Origin of the sequence: Malaciobacter marinus (assembly GCF_003544855.1) — a bacterium.
GTDB lineage: Bacteria > Campylobacterota > Campylobacteria > Campylobacterales > Arcobacteraceae > Malaciobacter > Malaciobacter marinus.
In genome coordinates, this window is the sequence record NZ_CP032101.1 from 2,520,132 (window position 1) to 2,542,801 (window position 22,670).

Genomic DNA, 22,670 nt, shown 5'->3' on the forward strand with positions numbered 1-22,670 from the left:
ATTATTTATATACTTAAAATATATAGTCATATATTCTATTTTAAATCTATTTTTTTAAATTTTCTCTTTTTCTCTTAATTTTTAAGTTGTTTATATAATGAAAAACTAAATATAAAGATAGTTATAAAAAATGAATGATTTATAATTTCGTTTAAATGTTTAAATATGTCAAATAAATTATTTAAGATATAAAGATTTGTATTACTCAAACTAATATAAAGACTTATAGCAAATAAAAATGGGAAACTTGATAAAATTAAAATTAAAAAATAAATTTTTTTATTTACAAAATTAAAGTGAGTTTTAATAAAAAATCCAAGAATTAAAATAATAAAAGGTAGTTGATAAAATATATACCTTATATAAACAAATCCAAGCTGATATTCTAAATCGCTCAATTGAGTAGATAGTTCTGTCTCACTTGAATAAGTAGCAATAAGAAGGCTTATATCCATTAAAAATACTAATCCAGTAAAAATCAAAGCTATTAAAGATAAGTTACGAAATAATTTTATATTATATTGCGGTACTTTAGAAAAATAAAATATTAATAAGGCCTGAGCAATAATCATAAAAAAAACTAAAGTCTGCAATATATAATATTTAAAATATTCTGCCAATAAAAAATGATGGAAATTATCAAGAAATATTAATCCTATAATTAAAATTGTTGAAATAATCATTACTACCATAAGTATATTTTTTACATTCATTTTATAATCCTGCATTATTTATTTTAGATTTATTGTTATCTAATATTTTGATAAACGATTCATTCTTCCTTAATTTAGCAACTTCTAAAGCTGTATAGCCATTATCATTTTTAATAGTAAAATCAATTTTTTTATTTATTAATCTTTTAGCAATATCTAAAAAGATACTTTTTGATGTCTGGGAATAACGATTAACACATAAATGTAATAATGAATTATTAAACTCATCAGTAACATTAATATCTGCTCCTGCATCAATTAATCTTTTTACCATACTATATTGACCAAAGCCAAGTGCAACAAAAATAGGTTCTTTCATAATATTACTTGTTACTAAATTTAATTCAGGTTTGTACTTTAGTAGTAAATTAAATATTTTTAAATCTTTACTAAATATAGCTCTAATTAATGGTGTTCTTCCATCTGGAGAATAATGATTAATATTTGCTCCATTTTCCAAAAGGACTTTTACTCTAATATATTTTTTATCATCAATTGCATTCATAAGCTCAGAATAACCAATTTCATCAACTTTTTCTTTTGGATTATTTTTATATTTTCTTTTAAAGTAAATATATTTTTTTACAAATTTATTATTATAAAATCTGGATTTTGGATCTTGTGTTGAATCATAAAGATCTGAAGACTTATCTAAATAAGGATTATTCCCTCTTATTTTATTATAATAATCAGTTACGTCTTTATCTGTAATCCCATAATAATCTACATTAGAATTATTATTTGAAATAGGTTTTTCAACTTTTTTTATAGTATTTACATTATTGATATTTGTAGTTTTTTTTAGTGTCTTATCTTTATTTAAAATACCTAGTATTTTTTTTGATGCTAGGTCTCCGTTCTCAACTCCTTTTCTAAACCATTTTTTAGCTTCTTTTATATTTTCTCTTGTTGAAGATTTAATATTATTATCAATTTTATCTAGATACATCATAGTACTTCCTCCACTTAGAGGTAAAGTTCTTAAATAACTAGTCTGATTTATAAAATAAAGTTCACCAATATTATAAGCAAGTTCTTTACAACCTGAGAAATAAAATCTTCTATAAGAAGCTAGTTTTTCACCAAATTCTTTTTCTGCATAAGCAAGTGAAATAGGATTAAAATTATTATTAACATCACGTATATATGCTTTTTTATATTCTTTAATTTTGATTTTTACAGCTTCGCAATTACCATTCTCATAAGCAATATTTAACCATTTTTTAGAATTTCTTCTATCTAATTTATATAAACTAAATGGATCAAAACCTAGCTTATAAGCTTCATTAAACCAATACTCTTTTTTATTTTCTTCAGTATATGCTAATCTTATTGCAGCCATTGGATTTTCTTGATCTACTGATTTTTTGAACCAATATATAGCTTTTTCTTTTTTGCCATGGTTAAGATAAAATAATGCTAATTCAAAAGTTGAATTAGCATCATCTCTATTTTCATATAACAATTTTGCATGTGGGTAATTTTCTAACTCTTCATCATATCCATAAGGATATATATATAAGATAAAACCTAGTACTACTATTACTAGAAGTAGTAAGAAAGGTATTGTTTTTTTTCCATCTAATTTATATTTATTAGGTTTATTTTTAATAGTTTTTTTATCTTTTTTTTCTAAACTACTATCTTCACTTATATTTATTTTTAAATTAAGTTTTCCTTTATATCTTCTTGGAAGTCTTGGCATTGTTAGTTGTAGTTCGTAGCCTTTTTTTATTGTTTCATCATCAATGTTAAGATCTTCTCTTAAGATTTTTAAAACTTCATCTTTTGAATATTTTATATCAATTAATGCTATATAATAAGCACTTGCTCTTACATTATCATTTAAAATCGTATGATAAAAAAGTGCTAAATTTTGCATAGAATCAAGATTTCCTATTTTTACTGATTCTATGAAAAACTCTTTTGCTTTATCATTATCATTTAATTTATTTTTATAAATAAGTCCTATAATATTTAGTGAATTTTCATTACCTTGCATATAAGCTTTTTCATACCATAAAATTGCTTTTTCATAATCTTTTAATATTTCTTCATAAAATATTGCTAATTTAAAAGCATTATTATTTTCATAATATTCTAATGCTTCAGGATAATCCTTTAATCTATCATCAATAATCTCTTCTTGAGGTAAAAAAGATTTTTTTAGAAGTTCTAATTCTTCTTGCGTATTAAAAGCATAAACTTTTCTAGTAAATAACATATTAAAAATTATAAATAACATTATTATAAGTACTGTTATTTTTAATGGAGGAGCTAAAAGATAACTTACGAAAAACAAAACAGAGACAACAATAAATATAATAGGATTTTCTTCATTGAATTTTAAATTTGGATAGTAAGATTGTTTATTACATATTCTGCAAGTTAATATTTTTTCTTTACTACTAAAAGTATTGACATCAAAAAAAGACAGACCTTCTTCTTTACAATGTGGACATTCCATTATTAAATCCTACCTTTATGTCTTACTGGAAACCCTGGTATCTTTAATTGTAATTCATAAATAAGCCCTGTAATATTTAGTGAGTCTTGACTGCCTTGAGTATAGGCTTTTTCATACCATAAAATTACTTTTGTATCATTTTTATAATACTCTAATGATTTAAGGTTCTCTTCTAATCTTATATCAAAAAAAAATTTCTTAATGAAAAGATTTTTTTTACACTCATTATATTCATCACTCATGATTTTCCTAATAATTTTTTCATATCATAGTTAAAAATAATTTAAAATCTTATTATTGCAATAAGAATTATAGATATTTAATATAAATAAAATTGAGCTTAAAATAAAAAAACAATTTATATTGCAAAAAATACACAAATTGATATAATTAGAAAGAACAAGTATCAAATTAATTTTTAGCTGGATTAAAAACAAAAAGTGATGTTGATACATTATTAAACTCATCTATGGTAAAAAAAATTGAACTTAAAGTTTATGAATTAGAAAAACAAATAGAATTATTAAAACTTTATGCTAAAATAGAATAACTATTAACGTAGGAGGATTTATGTTCAATAGTAGATTATTATTAACTTATTGGATTATAATTCTTCCAATTATTACTATCTTTATCACCTCTTTTTTATTTACTTACAAATTTATAAAATATGAAAAAGTAAAATTCGAACAAGAAAATAAACAACTTGAAAAAAACTATACAAAAGAGATTAAAGAAAGAACAAAAAAACGTATCCAAAGAGTAATAAAAATAATTGAAACAAATATTGAAATAACTAGAAATGAAGAAAAAGAGAACTTAAAAAATATAGTAAATATAGCACATGAAACAATAATAAAAACCTTTGAAAGATACAAAAATAGTTTATCAAAAGAACAAATACTAAATGAAATAAAAAAGCAATTAGAACACCATAGATTTTATAATAATCAAAGTGGATATTTTTTTATTATTGATTTAAATAATACTGTAATAATGCAACCACAAGTTAAAGAACATGAAGAGTTAAAATTAGATGATATTCAAGATATTAAAGGAAAGTTTTTTATAAAAGAGTTGACAAATATTGCAAAATCAAAGAAAGAAGGATTTAGCACTTGGTATTGGACTAAACCAAAAGAGAATAAGCATAAAAAGAAAATCGGTTTCATAAAAGTTTTTGAACCTTTAAATATTTATATAGGTACGGCAAGATATGAAGAAGATATTAATAACAAAATAGAAAAAGATGCTTTAAAGATTATAAATTCAATTAGATATGGCAAAGATGAATATCTTTTTGCTTTGAAACAAAATGGAGTTACAATATCACATATAAATAAAGATTTTATAAATATACCATTTTCTAATTTATCTAAAATTGAACAAAAAATTATAAAGAACATTATATTAGAAGCTAAAAAAAATAATAGTGGTTTCATATATTATACACCTACTAGCTATAACTTGAAAGAAAATATTTCAAAAAAAATATCTTATGTATCAATAATACCTTCATTAAAGTGGATAATTGGGACAGGACAATATACAACAAAAATAGACAAGCAAATAAAACAAAAAAAACTTTTATTAATAGAAAAACTCAATAATACAATCAACTCAATAATATTAGTAGCTACAATAATAACTATTATTTTAATTTTAATCATGACCTTAATTGCAAGAAAGATACAATCAAAAATTTTAGAATATGAAAAAGAGTTACATCAAAAAAATCAAAAACTAAAAGAACTAAATGAAAATTTAGAAAAAAAAGTTTATGAGCAAACTCAAAAAAACCTAGAAAAAGACCAAATACTTCATCATCAATCAAAACTTGCTTCTATGGGTGAAATGATAGGAAATATTGCTCATCAATGGAGACAACCACTAAGTGCAATTAGTACAGCTGCATCTGGAATAAAATTACATGATGAAATGAATATTCTAAAAAAAGATATTATGAATGACTCTTTAGATGCTATTATCTCAAATACAAAACTTCTTTCAAATACAATTGATGATTTTAGTAATTTTTTTAAAAAAGATAAAGTAAAAATAGTATTTGATATAAATAAGTCAATAGATAAAGTATTAAAACTTATAAGCGCAAATTTAAAAAATAAAAACATTGAAATAATAAATGTAACAAAACAATGTAAAATTTATAATCTAGAAAATGAATTAATCCAAGCACTTTTAAATATTATCAATAACGCAAAAGATGCATTATTAGAAAATGATAATTTAAAAGAGAAATATATTTTTATTTCACAAGAAGAAAACAATACTCAAGTAATTATAAAAATAAAAGATAATGCAGGTGGAATTAATGAGAGAATAATAGATAAAATTTTTGAACCATACTTTACAACAAAATTCAAATCACAAGGTACAGGAATTGGATTATATATGTCACAAATAATAATTGCAAATCATATGAATGGAGAATTAAATGCAGCAAATAAAATTTTTGAGTATAAAAATAAATCTTATAAAGGTGCAGAATTTACAATAATTTTAAAAAAGAACAGTTAAAACATTGTTTACAAATTTTGAGAAGTTTCAAAGAATTTATTTAGAAATAGTGTTAAAACTAAAATATGATAAAATTACAAAATTAATATTTAGGATTTATAAATGCCATCAATAGAAATACTTCTTACTTTTACTTTAGCTACATTGATTATGCATATTTCACCAGGACCATCAAATTTATATGTAATGGCCAGATCAATTTCACAAGGAGTATCGGGAGGAATTGCTGCTGCAATTGGCTTAGCTGTAGGAGGTCTTTTTCATGTTCTTGCAACAGTACTAGGCTTAGCCACAATTTTCAAACACTCACCTACTTTATATACTGCTGTAAAACTTTTGGGTGCTGTTTATTTGATTTATTTAGGTATAAAATATTTTAAAACAAACTCTAGTGATGAAGATATAAAAGTAAAAAAATCAAAGTATAAACCTCTTTCAAGAATTTTTTATGAAAGTGTTTTAATAGAAATTACAAATCCTAAAACTGCACTATTTTTTATCGCATTTTTACCTCAGTTTGTTAATCCTGAAATTGGTTCTATATCATTTCAATTATTTATTTTTGGAATTATAGTTGTTGTTTCTGCAATTCCTATTGATACTTCAGTTGCTATTTTCTCTAGTAAAGTTGCTTCTTTAATCAATAAAAGTAAAAAAGCACAAGTTATTCAAGAAAGAGTTTCAGGCTCAATTTTATTTGGTTTGGGTTCATTTATAGGCTTAAAAGAAATAAAAACTATTTTATTAAGATAAATTAAATTATTCTAAGTAATTAGGATAAAATAAGTTCAACAAAGTGTAAAATAAGTAGCAAAAGATACACTGTGATATTATTTTAATAAATACTTATCACCCTCTAGTAAACTCTTTGCCCTCAGTAGAATAAATAACTCTCTTTCCATATAGCTCATATTCATCTTTTTTCTCATTTGAAGGTTTATTTACAAAGTTTCCAACTTGTGAAGAGTGGTGTAAATAGTTGTTTTTTAACTCTTTATATATTTTTGTATTCTCTTTTTTTAAAACTTTGTGCTCTTTAAGTGCTTTATATGTTTCTTTTAAAGTTTCATCATCTTTAAAACTATGATCAAATTTACCAAAAGGAACCATCTCAAACTCATCTTTTCTATTTTTTTGTGTTTTTGAATCTACATATATAGCTTTATCATACATTAATCTCATAGCTACATGTTCATATTTATTTGATACTTTTGGTTTATACATATATAAATGTAAATGATATTCCCAATTTGAAGAGTTTCCCCAAATATCTTCTCTTGTATTTAAATTATATACATTTTTTATATAGTAATAAAAACCTTCTTTATTTTCCAATTTTTCAATATCATCTTTTAGTTTCTCTTTCTCATTTTTTGATTTATTTTCTTTTTCTAGTTCTTTTTTTAATTTCTCTATTTCACTTTCTCTTTCTTTTTGTTTTTCTTTCATTTCTTTTATTTCTTTTTTTGAATCTTTTTGTATTAATGCATTATTTTTTAACCAATTATATTTATTATTCCACTTTTGTATATTTTTTCTTAAGTAATCAGGTAGTTTTTTTTCTTCTATTATAAAATCACCAAGATAAACCAATTCATTTTCTTCATTATATCCCCCTCCTACATCTGCATGTGCTCCAGGAACATAAAACTCTTCAAATCTTGCACCACCATCTTCTCTTTTTTCTGTACTTTCTTTATAATAGTGCTTATTTATATTTGTAAAGATAGAGTATGCTTCAAAGTTATATCTAAACTCATCATCTGCCATTAGATGAACTACATGCCCTACTTTTTTATTATTATCATTTTCAAAAAAGTTTATATTTAAATCATCAGAATCATTTGATTGCATAATTCCATAATGTGTTACTGTATCAAACAATCCTGCAAATCTAAAAGAGATTGATTCAATTGTTATCTCTTTTTCTTTATAAAAAGGATTATAAACTCTATGATTATTGTTATTTGGATTAATATACTCTATATCTGTTCTAAGTGGATTAAAAATAGTCTTACTTCCAATTCTTACATAACCATTACTTCCAAAAAATTCATAAAAAATATCTTTACTATCTTTTGTTTTTATTGTATATTCTCTTTTTTCATTTTTTACCAATTGTGTATTTTTCAAAAGTGTACAAATAAAATGTCTTGCACTAGTAGAACCTCTACTAAATCCAAATACATCTAAAACTAGTTCATCTATATGTGTTATTGAATCTTTTCTTAATTATTCAACCATTTTTATACAAGAGTATAAACAATGTGCTATTACTCCACTCTCTCCCATTCCAAGACCCAGTCCAACTACAGAGTCATCTTCATAATCTTTTTGTATAAAAGGATTAAAAGTTCCAGAACCACTTTCATAAAGTTTAAATCTAGTATTTGGAAGAGCATCTTTGTTTTTCTTTACATCATCTCCATCATATAATTCATATAATCTACTTATGTTTGTTTCACCATTTGTAAAGCTACTATCTTCATTATCATCTGGAAGTATTTCTTTTATTATATAATCAGAAATAGTTTTTTCTTGGGCATCTTTTTTACTATTTTTTACATCAAGTAAATAATCAAATACTTTTTTTGAATCTTTTTCTGCTTTTTTAGTAGTTATAATTTCATCATGATCTAATTTAAGAACTAATTTACTATCAAAATATCTTATTGAAGCATTATTCATTTGATTTATAATCATTTTTTTTGTTTTTTTTGTAAACTCTGGGTTATCTATTGAAAGGATGTATTCTTCAATTGTTCCTTGTTTTCTATCTTTTAGTTTTTCTCTGTCTTCTAATTCATCATTTCCATTTAAGCCATCTTCTATATCTTTTGCTGGCTCTTTTAAAAACTTTTTAAAGTTTTTATAAAAATCTATATTATATATATTATTATTTGTTCCATCAAAAAACACTCCATATTCGACTATTAACTCAGGCATAAATGATGCTATTATTTTATCTTCATAAGACATTAGTTCTAACTCTTTTGTTTTAGAATCATCTTTTATATTATAAACATATGGCATAGATAGTACTATATATGCCTGTTCATCTTTATTTGGTTTTTTTGAAGTTTTATTTACTTCTTTTTTTATAATTTCATTACAACTATCTTTAGTAAAAGTCAAAGCAGAAGTACTTTTTTTTTCAAGATTTTCTTTTAGATTTTTTTGCAGTACTTTTTTATATGCATGATGATACTTTTTTGCTTTTAATACACTTCCATAAGATTTTGAGTTATACAATTGAGAGGTACAAAGTTTTACCAATTTTTTATCAACTATTTGTTCAGTTATACCACGTAAATCATCAAAAATTAAGGGTTTATTATTTTTAGTACTCTCTTTTTCTACAGCTTTTATCAAATAAGGTTTATATTCTTCTATTACTTTATCTAAGATTATTTGTTTATCATCAGTTGAATTCAATAACTCTTTTATATCTTCATTTGATATAACCATATAAGCGATTCTAGTTTTTATATCTTCTTCTATTGCTTCATTCTCTTTGGTACAAAATTCATTTAAGTGTACTACTTCACCCTCTTTATGAAATGCATTTCCTTTAGTTATATCATTACTCATATGATACTCCTAAATCATTTAGTTTATTAATAGCTTTTTTATGTCCTAATTTAGCAGCTTTTTTATACCATATAATTGCATTTTTTTCATCTTTATATGTATAATTGTAAATATATCCTAAATTATTTGCAGCTTTTCCACTTCCTAATTTGTATCCTATTTTATACCACTTTTCAGCTTTTTTATAATCTTTTAAATCTATTTGATATGTATATCCTATATCAGCTGCACATCCTGAATATTTAAATTCTTCATAACATTTCTTATACCAATAAATTGACTTATTAAAATCTTTTAATATTGTTGCATATAAAAGACCTAATTTTTGAAGAGAACCTCTATATTGAAGTTTAACACCTTTTTTATACCACTCAATTGCTTTTTTGTAATCTTTTTCGTCTTCTTCATAATACTCTCCTATTGCTGAGGCACATTTTCCATATCCCATCTCATAACATTTTTTATAATAATTTATTCCTTTTTCTTTATCTTGCATATCTTTATTTAATTGGTAAAAAGTCCCCAGTTCATAATAACCTCTTGGCTCACCTAATTCTCCAACTTTTTTAAAAGTACTTATTGCTTCATCATATTTTTTTTGGTCTATATACATCAGTCCAATAGAAATTAGTGAGTTAATATCACCCATTTCATATGATTTCATAAACCATTTATATGCTTCATCATATTTAAAGTTTTTATAATAATACACACCTAAATTATGTGCTGATTTTCCATGTCCTGCATTTGCTGCTACTTTAAAGTTTTTAACTGCTTTTTTATTATCATGTAAAAAACTTAAATATAGACTTCCTAATTGTGCATATGATTCTATACTTCCTTTTTCTTTTCCTTTATTAAAGTAATCTATTGCTTCATCAAAGTTACCTTGTCTTGCATAGTATATACCTGCACAACTATATCCTTGTAGTTCACCCTCTTGTATTAGTTTTTTATATTTTTTTATATCTTCTTTTGTATATTCTATTTTTATGCATTGGTTTATATCATATTCACTTTTTTTTAATTCTTGTGCATTTAATACTACTGTTGTTATACATATTATTAGTAGGGTTTTTATTATATTTTGCATACTATTTTTCCTGTTTATTTGTTTTTGTATTAATATAGTATAACATAGTAGCTAAAATAATATAATAAATTATTTATATAAAGATTTTGATTTATAACCTACCTTTATTAAAATATAATTCAAGGTAGGTTAAAAAGTAGAGTTTAAATTATAATTTTTTACTTGGTAAACTTAAATAATATTTAATTTCACTTTGTGTTAAAATTTTAATCGTATTTGTGCTTCCTGGTGTTCCTACTGGATATCCTACAGTTGCAACATAAGGTCCTGTTTTGTCAAGTAAACCTTTTTCATCAAGTGTCTTAAGCATTTTTTGAAACATTTTAGAAGCTTGAGACTCTTTAATTGTACCAATTGGATAAATACCCCATACAGCAGTTAATGAACTTAATATTCTTTTTTTATGTGCAAAAGTATAAATTTTAGTTTTTGGTCTATATCTTGACATTCTAATAGCAGATTGTCCTGAGCTTGTTAATGCTAAAATACCTTTTGCATTTATATCATCAGCTAACTTTGTAACAGTTGCTTGTATAACATCAAACTCATCAATATAATGCATTTTTGATTGTTTATCAAAAGCATAAATCTCTTCTGTTTTAGAAATAATATTTTTCATTGTTTTTACAACATTTATTGGGTCTTCTCCAACTGCACTCTCTTCACTTAACATAACAACATCAGTTCCATCTAAAACTGCATTTGCCACATCAGAAATTTCTGCTCTTGTTGCTCTTTCATTTTGTGTCATTGATAAAAGCATTTGTGTTGCAGTAATTACTGGTTTACAAGCAAGATTTGCTTTATGAATAAGATTTTTTTGAATTGTAGGTACTTCATAATAAGGAACTTCAATACCTAAATCTCCCCTTGCAACCATAAGTCCATCACTTGCTTCTAAGATTTCATCAATATTTTCAACAGCATCAAATTTTTCAATTTTTGCAATTAATTTTCCTTTATAATTTCCAAGAAGTTTTCTAGCATTTTCCATATCATTTTTATTTTGTACAAATGAAATAGCAAAATAATCAACTTTATTTTCTACTCCCCATTTTATATCTTCTTCATCTTTTTTCGTAATTACATCAATATCAATTACAGTATTAGGGAAGTTCACACCTTTTCTTGAACTTAAAACTCCATGATTTTCTACTTTAGCTTTTATCTCAATTCCTGTTTCAATAACTTTAGCTCTAATAGTTCCATCATATAAGTAAATATATTCACCCTCTTTTACTTTATCAAGTAATTCTGGATAATTTATAGATACAACATAACTTTTATTACTCTCTTTATATCCTAAGATATCTTCTTTTAGAAAAGTTATTATATCTCCACGATGAAGTTCAAAAGGTTCTTTTATATCTCCAATTCTTACTTTTGGTCCAGAAATATCTTGTAATATACCTACTGTTTTATCTAAATTCTTCATAGCTGTTTTTATATTTTTCAATGTTTGTAAGTGATACTTGTGATCACCATGTGAAAAGTTTAATCTAAACATATTAGCACCAGCTTTCATAAGCCCTTCAATTACCTCAACGCTATCACTTGCTGGCCCTAAAGTTGCTAAAATTTTAGTTCTTTTTATCATGGGCTTCTCCTTTAATAATTTGTTTTCTTTGTAGCATTATACCTAAAATCTATTACATTGAAGTAACACTGTAATTAATGATAATAAAAACAATCTAACATAGTTTTAGATAAAATCTTAAAATGAAAAAATTCAATGATTATATGAACTCATGGCTTTATGAAAAAAATGGTTATTATGCAAAATACAAACAAATAGGAAAGCAAGGAGATTTCTTTACTTCTGTATCTACAAGTAGCTTTTTTGGTGGAGCAATAGCAAATAAAATAGTATCTTTAATAAAAGAAAAAAAATTAGACAAAAGTACATCAATTGTAGAGATTGGAGCGCATCATGGATATTTACTTGCTGATATAATACAGTTTATATATACTCTTGATTCAAAGCTTTTAAAAACTCTAAATTTTATAATTGTTGAAAGATTTGAGTCTTTACAAAAGATACAAAAAGAGTATTTGCAAGACTGTTTTGGTGATGAAATAAACTTAAGCTTTTATCAAAGTATTGAGGAAGTAAGATTAAAAGAAGCATTTATTGTTGCAAATGAGATTTTTGATGCTTTTGCTTGTGACTTAGTATATACAAAAAATAATACTTTGCAACAAGCTTTTATAAAAAAAGATAAGATTATATTTGAAACGTGTACAGATGAAAAGATATTAAGCCATTGTAAAAGATATAATATACAAAAAGGCGAAGTCTGTTTAGAATATAAAACTTTTGTAGATTCAATTATGAAAAATATAGATGATTTTTATTTTCTAACTTTTGATTATGGAGATAAACTTGTAAGAAATGACTTTTCTTGTAGAGTATATAAAAACCACAAAGTTTTTCCTATCTTTGAGCAAGATTTACATTTAAAATCCTTATATAAAAATAGCGATATAACATATGATGTTCATTTTAACTATTTAAGTGATTTATTTAGTAGTTGTGAAAATGTTGATTTTAATACACAAGCAAATAGATTAATAGATTTTGATATTACAAAACTTTTAGAGATTTTAAAGCAGCATGTTTCAAATGAGACTTATTTAAAAGAAGTTCAAAAGGTTAAGTTACTAATTCAACCAACAGGTATGGGAGATAGATTTAAGTCTTTATTTATAAAAAAATAAAGACTATTTAGCATCTTCTAAATTTCTATATTCTTCATCTGTAAAAATTCTTGATATGGTTAAAAACTGATAACCTAAATCTATTTCTAAAGAAAAAGAGTTACCAAAAGCTGTCTCTTTTTTCACATCAATAGTTATATGTGAATGTTTAAAGTATTCAAACTGATCTTTATCTATAAAAAATTCACACCCACAAATTTCACCAAGTTTTACATTTCTACTTGGAACATAAAAATCATCTTTTGCATAACACATAGGTGCTGTTCCATCACAACATCCACCACTTTGATTAAATAAAAGTTCTCCATGCTCTTTTTTAAGTTTTTCAATAATCTCACAAGCTTCAGGAGTTACATCAACTCTTTTTACTTCCATGATCTCTCCTTTATTTCATAGGGATAAAGCCCCTATGAATAATATCTATTAAAAGAATCCCATTGCGTTTTTGCTATAAGAAGTTAAGATATTTTTTGTATGTCTATATGAATTTAACATCATCATATGTGTTTCTCTACCAATACCTGATTTTTTATATCCACCAAATGAAGCATGTGATGGATACATATGATAACAATTTACCCAAACTCTACCAGCTTGAATTCCTCTACTTGCTTTATGTAATTGGTGCGCATCTCTTGACCAAACACCTGACCCCAATCCATAAACTGTATCATTTGCAATCTCTAAAGCTTCCTCTTCATCTTTAAATGTAGTTACAGCTAATACAGGTCCAAAAATCTCTTCTTGGAAGATTCTCATTTTATTGTGACCTTTAAAGATTGTTGGTTTAATATAGTTTCCATTAGGGAATGTTTTACTACTATACTCTTCACCACCAATTAATAACTCTGCACCCTCTTCTTTACCAATTTTAATATACTCTAAAATTTTCTCTTTTTGAGAAACAGAAGCTTGTGCACCCATCATATTATTTGGATCTAATGGATTATCTTGAGTGATTTTTTCTACTCTTTCAAGAACTCTTTTCATAAATGGTTCATAAATTGATTCTTGAATTAATGCTCTTGATGGACAAGTACAAACTTCACCACTATTAAATGCAAATAAAACTAAACCTTCAATTGCTTTATCAAAAAATTCATCATCTGCATCCATGATTGATTCAAAGAAAATATTTGGTGATTTTCCACCTAATTCCAATGTTGAAGGAATAATATTTTCAGTTGCGTATTGCATAATTAATTGACCAGTTGTAGTTTCACCAGTAAAGCCAACTTTTTTAACATCTGGATGAGTAGAAAGAGCTTTTCCAATTTTTCCACCTGCACCATTTATAATATTAATTGCACCTTTTGGTAATACATCTTGAATTACTTCCATAAGTAATAAAATTGACATTGGTGTAGCACTTGCTGGCTTCATTACAATACAATTTCCAGCAGCTAATGCAGGTGCTAATTTCCACGCTGCCATTAATAATGGGAAATTCCATGGAATAATTTGTGCAACAACTCCATATGGTTCAGTAATCTCTTGAGATACAGTATCTTGGTCTAAATCAGATACACTTCCAGATTCACCTCTAATAACAGAAGCAAAATATCTAAAGTGATCAACTACTAAAGGAAGATCTGCATTTAATGTTTCTCTAACTGTTTTACCATTATCTAAAGTTTCTGCAACAGCAAGTCTTTCTAAATTTGCTTCAATTGCATCTGCAACTTTATTTAACATTGTACTTTTTTCTATAACTGAAGTATTTTTATAAGTTTCAAAAGCTTTTTTTGCAGCACTTACAGCAAGCTCAACATCCTCTTCATTTGATCTAGGAATTCTTGTAAGTACTTCTCCATCTACAGGTGAAGTATTATCAAAATATTCCCCACTTTTTGGAGCAACCCACTCTCCACCAATAAAATTTTCATATTGTTCTTTAAATGTTGGTTTTGAATATGCCATATTTGTCCTTTAAATTTTTTTGTAAAGGAAATTCTACAAGAAAAGTATAGCATGAGTTTAGCTTTAAAATAGCAAGAAAATAGCGTTCTATAAATGCCTATTTAAAGGCTCTTTGGCAATGTCTTTTAAAAAGATTTATTAAAAACTTTTATTTTTATGCTAAAATCTATCTATGAAAACATATAATTTTAGTATTGATAATCAAAATATAAACAATATAATCAACTTTTCAAAATTTAAAATATATGAAAATATTTTAGTACAAATATTTTGTGGAGACTCCAAACTTCAATATTACACAAATGAAATTTTAAAAAACCTACCAAATGCAAAATGTATTGGTGCAACAACAGATGGTGAAATCATTGAAAACAAAGTTACAACAAACAACACTATCATAAGCATTTCAATATTTGAAGATACATCTATTAAAACCAATTACAGCACAATAAAAGACTCTTTTAAAAATGGTCAAGATTTAGCAAGAAAACTAATATCAGAAGATACAAAACTTCTTATTACTTTCACAGATGGAACAATTACAAATGCAGAAGAGTTTTTAAAAGGAATTGAATCTATAAATAACAAAGTTATTATTTGTGGTGGAATGGCAGGAGATAATAGTGAATTTATTCAAACATATATCTCTTGTAATGAAAAAATATTTAAAAGAGGATCTGTTGCAGTTGCTTTAAATTCAAAAATATTAAAAGTATATAATGATTATAGGTTTAACTGGTCAACAATTGGAGTTGGACATACTATTGATAAAGTAAAAGATAATAGAGTTTATAGTATCTCAGGTATGAAACCAACAGATTTTTATGCAAAGTATTTAGGGCATGAAGTTGCAAAAGAGCTTCCAAGTACAGGTATTGAGTTTCCATTAATTATTGAGAATGGCTCACTAAAAACTGCAAGAGCAGTTTTGAAAAAACACGAAGATAAAAGTCTTAGTTTTTCTGGAAATTTCAAAGAAGGTGATATTGTAAAACTAGGTTTTGGAAATGCAGAGATGATTATGCAAAACCCAATAAATGAGTTAAAAAATCTACTTGAAGAGTTTAAACCAGAAAGCTTTTTTTTATACTCATGCATGGCAAGAAGAAGATTTATGCCAAACTTTATAAATGTAGAGATTGAACCTTTTTCAAATATAACTTCAACAAGTGGATTTTTTACATATGCAGAATTTTTTCACAATAAAGGGCATAATGAACTTTTAAATCAAACCCTTACTATCATTGCATTAAGTGAAAATATCAATAATGAAAAAATAAAAATTAAAGAGACTGATAATAAAAGTGATACTAAATATGCAAGAACAATAAAAGCACTTGCACATTTAATAGAACAATCTTCACAAGATTATGATGTACAAACAAAGAAATTACATAAACAAAAAGCATATTCAAATAGACTCTTAGCATCACAAAGACAATTTTTAAGGCATGCAATACATGAAACAAATACTCCTTTATCAGTAATTATGGGGAATATTGAGCTTTATGAGATGATTAATGGTAAAAATGAATATATTTCAAATATCGAAGTTGCCATGAAAAACATCTCTTCTATTTATGATGACCTTAGTTTTTTAATAAAAAAAGACCAATTAGTGTATAATAAAATTCAAATTGATTTAGTTGATTATATTAGAAGCAGAATTGATTTCTTTTCACAAGTTGCACTGCAAGTGAAGTCCAATTTTATTTTAAATACAAATCAAGAAACAATGCCAATATTTTTTAGTGAATCAAAACTACAAAGAATTATTGATAACAACCTAACAAATGCAATTAAATATACTTATGAAAATGAAAATATCTATATTGATTTAAAAAATGAAGACAATAATTATATATTAAGTATATCAAGCCACTCTTGTGTGATTCAAGATCCTAAAAAAATTTTTGAAGAGTATTATAGAGAAGAAAAAACTAAAAAAGGTTTGGGTTTAGGTTTAAACTTAGTAAAAAAAGTTTGTCAAGAAGAAAATATTCAAATTGATGTTATTTCAGACAAGAATAATACTTGTTTTACATATACTTTTAAAGGAGAAGCTAGTGAAAATCTTATTATTAGAAGATGACATTATGCTTAATAATGCAATAAAACAGTATTTAGAATCAGTAGGTCATGCAATAGTTTCTACAAGAGATGGAAGAGAGTGTCTTGAAATAGTAGAGAAAAAGAAGTTTGATTTACTTATTTTAGATATAAATGTTCCCAATATTGATGGACTTACTATTCTTGAAGTATTACATGAAAAGAAAAAAGCAGTTCCAACTATTTATATATCTGCATTAATAGATATTGAAGATATATCAAAAGCTTTTAATATAGGATGCAATGACTATTTAAAAAAACCTTTTCATTTAAAAGAGTTACATCTAAGAATTAATAGACTTTTACAAAATAAAGTTATTCCTTTACAACATAAAAGATTATCAAATTATTATAGTTTTGATTTAGAAACGATGACTTTATACTTTAACAATGAACCTCATATTTTACCTAAAAGACAACTTCTAATAATCGCTTTACTTGCAAAAAATAGAAGTTTAGTTGTAAATTATGATATGTTTAGAACATATGCATATGAAGATGATGATGTAGATATAGGTACAATTAGAGCAGAAGTAAATAGAGTAAAAAAAGTTCTAAAAGAAGATTTTATAATAAATGTTAGAGGTGTTGGATATATGGTAGAAAGACCAAATTAGAAAATTATTTAGCAAATTTTTTTGATTGACAATAAAGATTAATTAGCTAAAATTTTATGTAAATTATCAAAAGGTTTAAAATGACAATTATAATTAATGGAGAAACAAAAGAGTTTAATGAAGATATCACTCTAATTGAAATAATAAAATCTTTACAAGTTGAAGATAAAGTTATGGCTGCTGCTGTTAATATGGAGATTGTAAAAAAAGATCAGTGGAATAGTTATACTTTAAATAACGAAGACAAATTAGAGTTACTTCAGTTTGTTGGTGGTGGATGATAGGCAAAACTTTGAGTAAAAACAAAGGAAATATAGCTGAAAATAAAGCTTGTGAATTTTTAATATCACAAGACTTTAAAATAATTGAAAAAAACTTTTATGCCAAAAAACTTGGTGAAATTGATATAATTGCAAAAAAAAACAATATATATCATTTTTGTGAAGTAAAATCAGCAAATGATTATGAAACTGCTATTAATAATATAAGTAAAAGCAAAATTTCTAAACTTACAAGAAGCATAGACTACTACTTACAAATTAAAAATCTAAACACAGCTTACACTTTAGATGCAATTATTGTTATTGATGAACAAATTACTCATTTAGAAAATATTACTTTTTAAGTATAAAGCAAAGCTTTATACTTTTAATTTTTACCTTTAAACTCTTTTTCATTTGTTTCTTCTACAATTTTCGTAGCAACTCCATCTGTTTCCATAGCAATTTCTTGTGTTTGTGTTGCTATTGAAGCATTTTTTTGTGTTTGTTGATCTAGCATTGTCACAGCATCATTTATCTGTTCAATTCCACTTTTTTGCTCTTTTGAAGCGGCATTAACTTCATCAATTAACTCTATTGTTTCATTTATATTTTCATTTAATGATTTATACCCTTCAATCATTTTTGTCGAAATTTCTTTACCTTCATTTGCTTTAAGTGTTGCACTTTCAACTATACTTTTAATCTCAGTTGCAGCTTCTGCACTTCTACTTGCTAGATTTCTCACTTCTGCTGCTACAACTGCAAAACCTTTTCCAGCTTCACCTGCTGTTGCTGCTTCTACTGCTGCATTTAAACTTAAAATATTTGTTTGAAATGCTATTTGGTCAATTACTGTAATTGCTTGAGCAATTAGTTGTGTTTGCTCATTTATTTCATCCATTGATTTAGTTGTTTCAGAAGCCATTTTTTCACCTGCATTTACAGAAGTAGTTAGCATCTTTGCATTGTCATTCATTTTTTGTACATTATTTGAATTATTAATTACTGTACTTGTTATCTCTTCTAATGCGGCTGCTGTTTCTTCCAAACTTGCAGCTGCTTCATTTGCACTAGTACTTAAAGTATCTACATTAGATAATAGTAAATTAGAACTATTTTTTAAACTTTCTCCACTACTTTTATTTTCTACAAGCATAGAAGTTATCGAATCTCCTAAATTGTTTATTCCACCAATTAATTGTGCCAATTCACCTTTTAACTCTTTTTTATCAACACTATTTAAGTAGTTATAGTTTGAGTACTCATTTAACACACTCAAAATATTTTCAAAATTTCCTTCTAAATTATCAAGCATACTATTTATAAGATTTTTTAACTCATTTAAACCTTGATTATTTGAATCAAGACTTATTCTATTTGTTAATACACCTGAGTTTACAATATTAATTACACTACTTGCATCACTAATTAGTGCTTTTTCTTCTTCTAATCCTATTTTTACTTTTTGGATATTATTATTTACTTCTTTTGCCATCATTCCAATTTCATCATTTGATGAGATTTTCAATTCTTCAATATCATCTGCTTGTTTATTTAAATATTTAAAAAAGCCTAAAAGTGATACTTGAAAACTTTTAAGAGGTTTTACTATTATTTTATTAATAAAAAATAGTATAACAGCTGATACTAAAATTATTATTACAATAGATATAATTGCTATTAAATTTCTTAAATCATATGCTGGTGATAAAGCTTCTGATTTATCAATTTCTGCAATAATTGTCCAAGAAGTAGTTGAAAAAATATCTATTTTACTAGATATACTTAAAACATCAATACCTCGGTAATCTTTAATTATTTCTTTAAAAGTTCTATTGTTATCTAAACTATTTAAAGCATTTTTAGTTGAAGTTGTTTTTATTTCCCAAACACCAATTGTAGAATTTAATTCTTGTACTATTTTATCATCAATTGATTTTATAAATCTTGAGTTATTTCTCATCTTATAATCACTACCAACTAAATAAACTTCTCCACTTTCACCTAAACCTGCATCTTTATATTTCCCCTCTAAAGCCATTATTGCATTAATTCTATCTACTGGCATTTGAAAAATAAGTACACCTTTTTTTTCATTATTTATATATATAGGTGTTGCAATAAAAGAAGCTGCCAAATTATAACTTGGTTCATAAGGAGCAAAATCTTCAAAAGCTAATTCATCTTTATTTAAATTTAATGCCTTTTTATATACTTTTGAAATTCCAGTATTATTATATACTCCTGTTTTTAAGTTTGTTGCAAAATCTTTTTCTTTAAAATCTGTATAGATTAGATTTCCATTTAAATCCACCATGAAAATATCATATAATCCAAATTCTGTTAAAAACTTATCAAAACTTTTATGATATTTTTTATGCGCACTCATATAAGAAGAATCATATTTACTATTATAAACCAAAGAGTTCTTTTCACCCAAACTCTCTTTATTATCTGTAATAAATATATATTGTGCAATTAAAGCACTATTTAAAGTAGGTAAATAGTTTCCAATTGATTTTTTTGATTGTGAATTTGGAACATCATAATTTACAGAATTTAAATAATTTTTTGAAAAATCTTTTTTTAATTGATTTTTCACTTCAAAAATATCTAAATTTATCTCTTCTTCTAATTTATAAAAACCATCTTCAAACTCTAAAAAAGATTTTTTTGTAGTTTCAGAATTAGCAAGAGAAACTAAAAGAGATTTTAAAGATATAAAATAATCGGACACTTCTTTTTTCTTTACAGTATTTAGTGTCATTAACTTATTAAATTCAGCATCTAATAAAGCCTCAGTTGATTTATTTACAGATATTACTGTAATCAAAGTACCTAAAAAAATCAATGCAATCACAGTTGCAATTGTAAGTTTTGTTTTTATATTTATATTTTTAAACATTTTGAATCCTTTTTTTATTCATTATGAAACTATATCATTTCATGGTAATAGAAAAGTATTATTTTAAATCAACTATAATTTTATGAGTATTTTTTTATAATAAATACACTTTTCATTCATTTAATAAGAAAATTCATAAACTTCTTAACTTTATAAAATATTTAGTAATATGCTTTTTATTCTAAAATACTCTTAAAGTTTTAATTTGACACTAATTGTAATGTTTGATTTACTAAATGTAGAAAGATAAAGTAGCTAGAATATCTAGCTACTTTAATATGAGGAGGAGTACTAAAATTAGTACAAAATTATTATAACTTTGCACTATAGCAAAACAGTAGCACATGAAAATTTTAAGTAAAATTTAGATATTTTTAAATATAATACTAAAACTTTTAGGAGATGCCTTGTATTCTAAAGAACTTAAATCTATCAAAAAATCTAATCGTTTTAGAACAAGAGAGATTTTTGATGAAAGTCTAATTGATTTAGCTTCAAATGATTATTTAGGTCTTACTACGAATAAACTACTTTTTCAAAAAGCTTATGAAAGAGTTTTAGAAGAAAACTACACAGCACCAAAAGCTTCTCAATTAGTAAATGGCTATAATAAAATTCATAAAGAGTTTGAAACCCTACTTTGCAAAGCAAATAAATTTGAAAGTGCAATTACAGTTGGTTCTGGTTTTTTAGCTAATATTTCACTTATTGAGGCACTAGTTAGAAAAAAAGATAGACTTTTTATAGATGAACAATATCATGCAAGTGGAATACTTGCAACTAAACTTCTAAATAAAAATCAAGTAATAACTTTTAAACACAATGATATTGATGATTTAAAACAAAAATTCAAAGAATTTTCAGACTCTAGAAATATTATAGCAATTGAAGGTGTTTACTCTATGCAAGGAGATTTAGCCCCTAAAGAGATTTTTGATTTTGCTGATGAAGTAAAAGCTTTACTTATTGTAGATGAGGCTCATTCAAGTGGAGTAATAGGAGAAAACTTACTAGGTATTTTTGATTACTATAAAATTCAGCCAAAAGAAAATCATATAAAAATGGGAACTCTTGGAAAAGCTTATGGAAGTTATGGTGCTTATATTTTAGGAAGCTTTCATATAATTGAGTACTTGCAAAATAGAGCAAAAGCCATTATTTACACAACTGCTCCCTCACTATTTGATATTAGCTTAGCTTTGCAATCTTTAAAATATATTTTAAATAATAAAGTAAATTTAAAATCTTCTATAAAAGCAAGACTTAATATTGTAAAAGATGTATTAAATATAAACTCAAAGAGTTTAATTATTCCAATTGATATTGGTGATAATAAAAAAGTTTTAGAAATTCAAGAAGAACTTAAAAAACATGGTTTCTTAGTTGGTGCGATACGTCAACCTACAGTAAAAAGTGCAATTATTAGACTTATTGCAAAAATTGATATTAATGAGAAAAATTTAAAGTTTGTATGTAACTTTTTAAAGGAGAATAGATGAAAAAAATAGTTTTACTTTGTTTTATCACACTTTTCACTTATGCTAAAGACAATATAATACAACCTAAAAAATGTGAGATTGTAAAACTTTCAAATTTTACAACTTTAGTTTCTTGTCATAAACTTGATTATATAGTTCAAACTAAAGAAGCAAGAAGAGATGATGAAGATAATATAAAAAAGATAACTGTTTTAACAAAACAAGACAGCAAAATTATAATAAAAAAAAGAGACTAAA

Annotated in this window: 19 protein-coding genes; 9 read left to right on the forward strand and 10 right to left on the reverse strand. The window is 24.9% G+C overall.

Annotated elements, in window-relative coordinates; all coding sequences use genetic code 11:
* Positions 1-74: 74 nt before the first annotated feature.
* The 3 genes from AMRN_RS12245 to AMRN_RS12255 are packed head-to-tail and all read right to left on the reverse strand — an operon-like array spanning position 75 to position 3,422.
* Positions 75-713 carry a hypothetical protein gene (locus tag AMRN_RS12245; RefSeq protein WP_099312772.1) on the reverse strand — a complete coding sequence of 213 codons (639 nt, stop codon included), beginning with the start codon at positions 711-713 and terminating at the stop codon, positions 75-77.
* A gap of 1 nt (position 714) precedes the next feature.
* Complete coding sequence (locus tag AMRN_RS12250) at positions 715-3,180, reverse strand: ankyrin repeat domain-containing protein (RefSeq protein ID WP_099312770.1); 2,466 nt, start codon at positions 3,178-3,180, stop codon at positions 715-717.
* 2 nt (positions 3,181-3,182) lie between these two features.
* A complete protein-coding gene (locus AMRN_RS12255; RefSeq protein ID WP_099312768.1) occupies positions 3,183-3,422 on the reverse strand; it encodes a hypothetical protein in 240 nt (79 codons plus the stop codon).
* 328 nt (positions 3,423-3,750) lie between these two features.
* On the opposite strand from AMRN_RS12255, the gene AMRN_RS12260 reads away from it, so the two are divergent.
* Both AMRN_RS12260 and AMRN_RS12265 read left to right on the forward strand, forming a co-directional pair.
* A complete protein-coding gene (locus AMRN_RS12260; RefSeq protein ID WP_118897456.1) occupies positions 3,751-5,718 on the forward strand; it encodes a sensor histidine kinase in 1,968 nt (655 codons plus the stop codon).
* 102 nt (positions 5,719-5,820) lie between these two features.
* Positions 5,821-6,471 carry a LysE family translocator gene (locus AMRN_RS12265; protein ID WP_099312776.1) on the forward strand — a complete coding sequence of 217 codons (651 nt, stop codon included), beginning with the start codon at positions 5,821-5,823 and terminating at the stop codon, positions 6,469-6,471.
* 96 nt (positions 6,472-6,567) lie between these two features.
* Here AMRN_RS12265 and AMRN_RS14130 read toward each other — a convergent pair whose 3' ends face one another.
* The 4 genes from AMRN_RS14130 to pyk all read right to left on the reverse strand — a co-directional run bounded on the left by AMRN_RS14130 (position 6,568) and on the right by pyk (position 11,999).
* Positions 6,568-7,935, reverse strand: coding sequence for a phospholipase effector Tle1 domain-containing protein (locus tag AMRN_RS14130; protein WP_191282203.1), 1,368 nt, complete (start codon positions 7,933-7,935; stop codon positions 6,568-6,570).
* A gap of 15 nt (positions 7,936-7,950) precedes the next feature.
* On the reverse strand, positions 7,951-9,309 hold the full coding sequence (locus tag AMRN_RS12275; protein WP_118897458.1) for a hypothetical protein: 1,359 nt from the start codon (positions 9,307-9,309) through the stop codon (positions 7,951-7,953).
* Positions 9,302-10,402, reverse strand: coding sequence for a tetratricopeptide repeat protein (locus tag AMRN_RS12280; protein ID WP_118897344.1), 1,101 nt, complete (start codon positions 10,400-10,402; stop codon positions 9,302-9,304). The genes AMRN_RS12275 and AMRN_RS12280 overlap by 8 nt, the downstream gene beginning before the upstream one ends.
* 148 nt (positions 10,403-10,550) lie before the next feature.
* A complete protein-coding gene (gene pyk, locus AMRN_RS12285; RefSeq protein WP_099311332.1) occupies positions 10,551-11,999 on the reverse strand; it encodes a pyruvate kinase in 1,449 nt (482 codons plus the stop codon).
* A 122-nt stretch (positions 12,000-12,121) separates the two neighbouring features.
* Between pyk and AMRN_RS12290 the strand changes: the two genes are divergently transcribed.
* Positions 12,122-13,120, forward strand: coding sequence for an SAM-dependent methyltransferase (locus AMRN_RS12290; RefSeq protein ID WP_099311331.1), 999 nt, complete (start codon positions 12,122-12,124; stop codon positions 13,118-13,120).
* A 3-nt stretch (positions 13,121-13,123) separates the two neighbouring features.
* Here AMRN_RS12290 and AMRN_RS12295 read toward each other — a convergent pair whose 3' ends face one another.
* Positions 13,124-13,495: a DUF779 domain-containing protein gene (locus AMRN_RS12295; RefSeq protein ID WP_099311330.1), complete on the reverse strand. Its 372-nt coding sequence runs from the start codon at positions 13,493-13,495 to the stop codon at positions 13,124-13,126.
* Positions 13,496-13,543: 48 nt separating this feature from the next.
* Positions 13,544-15,040, reverse strand: a complete 1,497-nt coding sequence (locus AMRN_RS12300) for an aldehyde dehydrogenase family protein (RefSeq protein ID WP_079577635.1) — start codon at positions 15,038-15,040, stop codon at positions 13,544-13,546.
* A gap of 172 nt (positions 15,041-15,212) precedes the next feature.
* Between AMRN_RS12300 and AMRN_RS12305 the strand changes: the two genes are divergently transcribed.
* The 4 genes from AMRN_RS12305 (at position 15,213) to AMRN_RS12320 (ending at position 18,391) form a co-directional block, all read left to right on the forward strand.
* A complete protein-coding gene (locus AMRN_RS12305; protein WP_099311328.1) occupies positions 15,213-17,132 on the forward strand; it encodes an FIST N-terminal domain-containing protein in 1,920 nt (639 codons plus the stop codon).
* Entirely contained in the window at positions 17,107-17,766 is a 660-nt protein-coding gene (locus tag AMRN_RS12310) for a response regulator transcription factor (protein WP_099311327.1), read from the forward strand. Before AMRN_RS12305 ends, AMRN_RS12310 begins: the two co-directional genes overlap by 26 nt.
* 80 nt (positions 17,767-17,846) lie before the next feature.
* Positions 17,847-18,047 (forward strand): sulfur carrier protein ThiS, encoded by a 201-nt coding sequence (gene thiS / locus AMRN_RS12315; RefSeq protein ID WP_099311326.1) that lies wholly within the window; start codon positions 17,847-17,849, stop codon positions 18,045-18,047.
* 11 nt (positions 18,048-18,058) lie between these two features.
* Positions 18,059-18,391, forward strand: coding sequence for a YraN family protein (locus AMRN_RS12320; RefSeq protein ID WP_099311335.1), 333 nt, complete (start codon positions 18,059-18,061; stop codon positions 18,389-18,391).
* A gap of 23 nt (positions 18,392-18,414) precedes the next feature.
* Here the strand turns inward: AMRN_RS12320 and AMRN_RS12325 are convergent, their stop codons facing one another.
* Entirely contained in the window at positions 18,415-20,934 is a 2,520-nt protein-coding gene (locus AMRN_RS12325; protein ID WP_228150830.1) for a methyl-accepting chemotaxis protein, read from the reverse strand.
* 407 nt (positions 20,935-21,341) lie between these two features.
* Here AMRN_RS12325 and AMRN_RS12330 point away from each other — a divergent pair, with 407 nt between their 5' ends.
* The gene (locus AMRN_RS12330; RefSeq protein ID WP_099311325.1) at positions 21,342-22,433 is read left to right on the forward strand and encodes an aminotransferase class I/II-fold pyridoxal phosphate-dependent enzyme; all 1,092 of its coding nucleotides are present in this window, start codon (positions 21,342-21,344) and stop codon (positions 22,431-22,433) included.
* Positions 22,430-22,669, forward strand: coding sequence for a hypothetical protein (locus tag AMRN_RS12335; RefSeq protein ID WP_099311324.1), 240 nt, complete (start codon positions 22,430-22,432; stop codon positions 22,667-22,669). Before AMRN_RS12330 ends, AMRN_RS12335 begins: the two co-directional genes overlap by 4 nt.
* The last annotated feature ends 1 nt before the right edge of the window (position 22,670 follow it).

Coding starts and splice junctions, on each gene's coding strand:
- AMRN_RS12275 (WP_118897458.1), bottom strand. CDS start 9,309: ATGAGTAATGATATAACTAAAGGAAATGCATTTCATAAAGAGGGTGAA.
- AMRN_RS12260 (WP_118897456.1), top strand. CDS start 3,751: ATGTTCAATAGTAGATTATTATTAACTTATTGGATTATAATTCTTCCA.
- thiS (WP_099311326.1), top strand. CDS start 17,847: ATGACAATTATAATTAATGGAGAAACAAAAGAGTTTAATGAAGATATC.
- pyk (WP_099311332.1), bottom strand. CDS start 11,999: ATGATAAAAAGAACTAAAATTTTAGCAACTTTAGGGCCAGCAAGTGAT.
- AMRN_RS12250 (WP_099312770.1), bottom strand. CDS start 3,180: ATGGAATGTCCACATTGTAAAGAAGAAGGTCTGTCTTTTTTTGATGTC.
- AMRN_RS12290 (WP_099311331.1), top strand. CDS start 12,122: ATGAAAAAATTCAATGATTATATGAACTCATGGCTTTATGAAAAAAAT.
- AMRN_RS12255 (WP_099312768.1), bottom strand. CDS start 3,422: ATGAGTGATGAATATAATGAGTGTAAAAAAAATCTTTTCATTAAGAAA.
- AMRN_RS12280 (WP_118897344.1), bottom strand. CDS start 10,402: ATGCAAAATATAATAAAAACCCTACTAATAATATGTATAACAACAGTA.
- AMRN_RS12335 (WP_099311324.1), top strand. CDS start 22,430: ATGAAAAAAATAGTTTTACTTTGTTTTATCACACTTTTCACTTATGCT.
- AMRN_RS12300 (WP_079577635.1), bottom strand. CDS start 15,040: ATGGCATATTCAAAACCAACATTTAAAGAACAATATGAAAATTTTATT.
- AMRN_RS12325 (WP_228150830.1), bottom strand. CDS start 20,934: ATGTTTAAAAATATAAATATAAAAACAAAACTTACAATTGCAACTGTG.
- AMRN_RS12265 (WP_099312776.1), top strand. CDS start 5,821: ATGCCATCAATAGAAATACTTCTTACTTTTACTTTAGCTACATTGATT.
- AMRN_RS12295 (WP_099311330.1), bottom strand. CDS start 13,495: ATGGAAGTAAAAAGAGTTGATGTAACTCCTGAAGCTTGTGAGATTATT.
- AMRN_RS12245 (WP_099312772.1), bottom strand. CDS start 713: ATGAATGTAAAAAATATACTTATGGTAGTAATGATTATTTCAACAATT.
- AMRN_RS12305 (WP_099311328.1), top strand. CDS start 15,213: ATGAAAACATATAATTTTAGTATTGATAATCAAAATATAAACAATATA.